The following is a 1050-nucleotide window of genomic DNA, read 5'->3' as shown; positions in this document are numbered from 1 at the left end:
GCGATATGATGCACCACCACCACCAACACATGCTCATCGTCGGTGACGCGGAATAGCGTTGCCCGCAACGGGATCTCGGCAGCCAGATCAAACGGGTGATGGGCCGCAGAGTCGATGGCTTCGTTCAACCGCGGTGTCGGCCAACCGCTGGCATCGACGACCTGCCACCCGACATCGGCCCGCTCAACCGGCACCACCACTTGTTGGGGTGTGCCCTCGGGCGCCGGGAACAGCGTACGCAGGCTTTCGTGCCGAGCCACCACATCGGCGAAGGCCGCGCTCAGCGCATCAGCATCTACGGGTCCTTGCAGCCGCAAGGCCGCGGCCATGTTGTAGACCGGTGACGGCCCTTGGAACTGGTCGAGGAACCACAACCGGTTCTGGGCAAACGACAACGGAACCACCGCCGGCCGCTCCCCCGCCACCAGGGGCTGCCCTCGATCGGTGCCCTCGCCGATCCGCGGCGCCAGCTGGGCCACCGTCGGTGCCTCGAACACCGCACGCACCGAAAGGCCTTCATCCACAGCGGCATTGATGGCCGCGATCAGCCGCATCGCCGACAGCGAATCGCCACCCAACTCGAAGAACGAGTCGTCCACCCCGACCCGCTCGACCCCCAGCACCTGCGCATAGATCCCGGCCAGGATCTCCTCGACCGCACTGCCCGGAGCCCGATACGCCTCCGCGCTGTACTCCGGTGCCGGCAGGGCGCGCTTGTCGAGTTTGCCGTTGATGGTCATCGGCAGCGCCTCCAACGCCACCACCGCCGCCGGGACCATATAGGCCGGAAGCCGCTCAGCCAGCTGCGCGCGCACCTTGGCCGGGTCGGCAGTCCCGGTCACATAGGCCACCAGACGTTTGTCGCCGGGGCGGTCCTCGCGGGCAATCACCACCGCCTGCTCTATACCGTCGAGGTCGGCCAATGCCGCTTGGACCTCGCCCAACTCGATGCGATACCCACGGATCTTGACCTGCTCATCAGCACGCCCCAGATACCGCAGCTGCCCATCAGCACCCCACCGCACCAAATCCCCGGTGCGATACATCCGC

Annotated in this window: 1 protein-coding gene; it reads right to left on the bottom strand. The window is 66.9% G+C overall.

The window, feature by feature from the left end; translation table 11 throughout:
• On the bottom strand, positions 1-1050 hold a 1050-nt coding region (locus A5688_RS12640; RefSeq protein WP_242663207.1), incomplete at both ends, for a condensation domain-containing protein.

It is taken from the genome of Mycobacterium mantenii, assembly GCF_001667865.1.
Taxonomy (GTDB): Bacteria; Actinomycetota; Actinomycetes; order Mycobacteriales; family Mycobacteriaceae; genus Mycobacterium; species Mycobacterium mantenii_A.
This window is presented reverse-complemented; position numbering and strand designations above follow the sequence as displayed.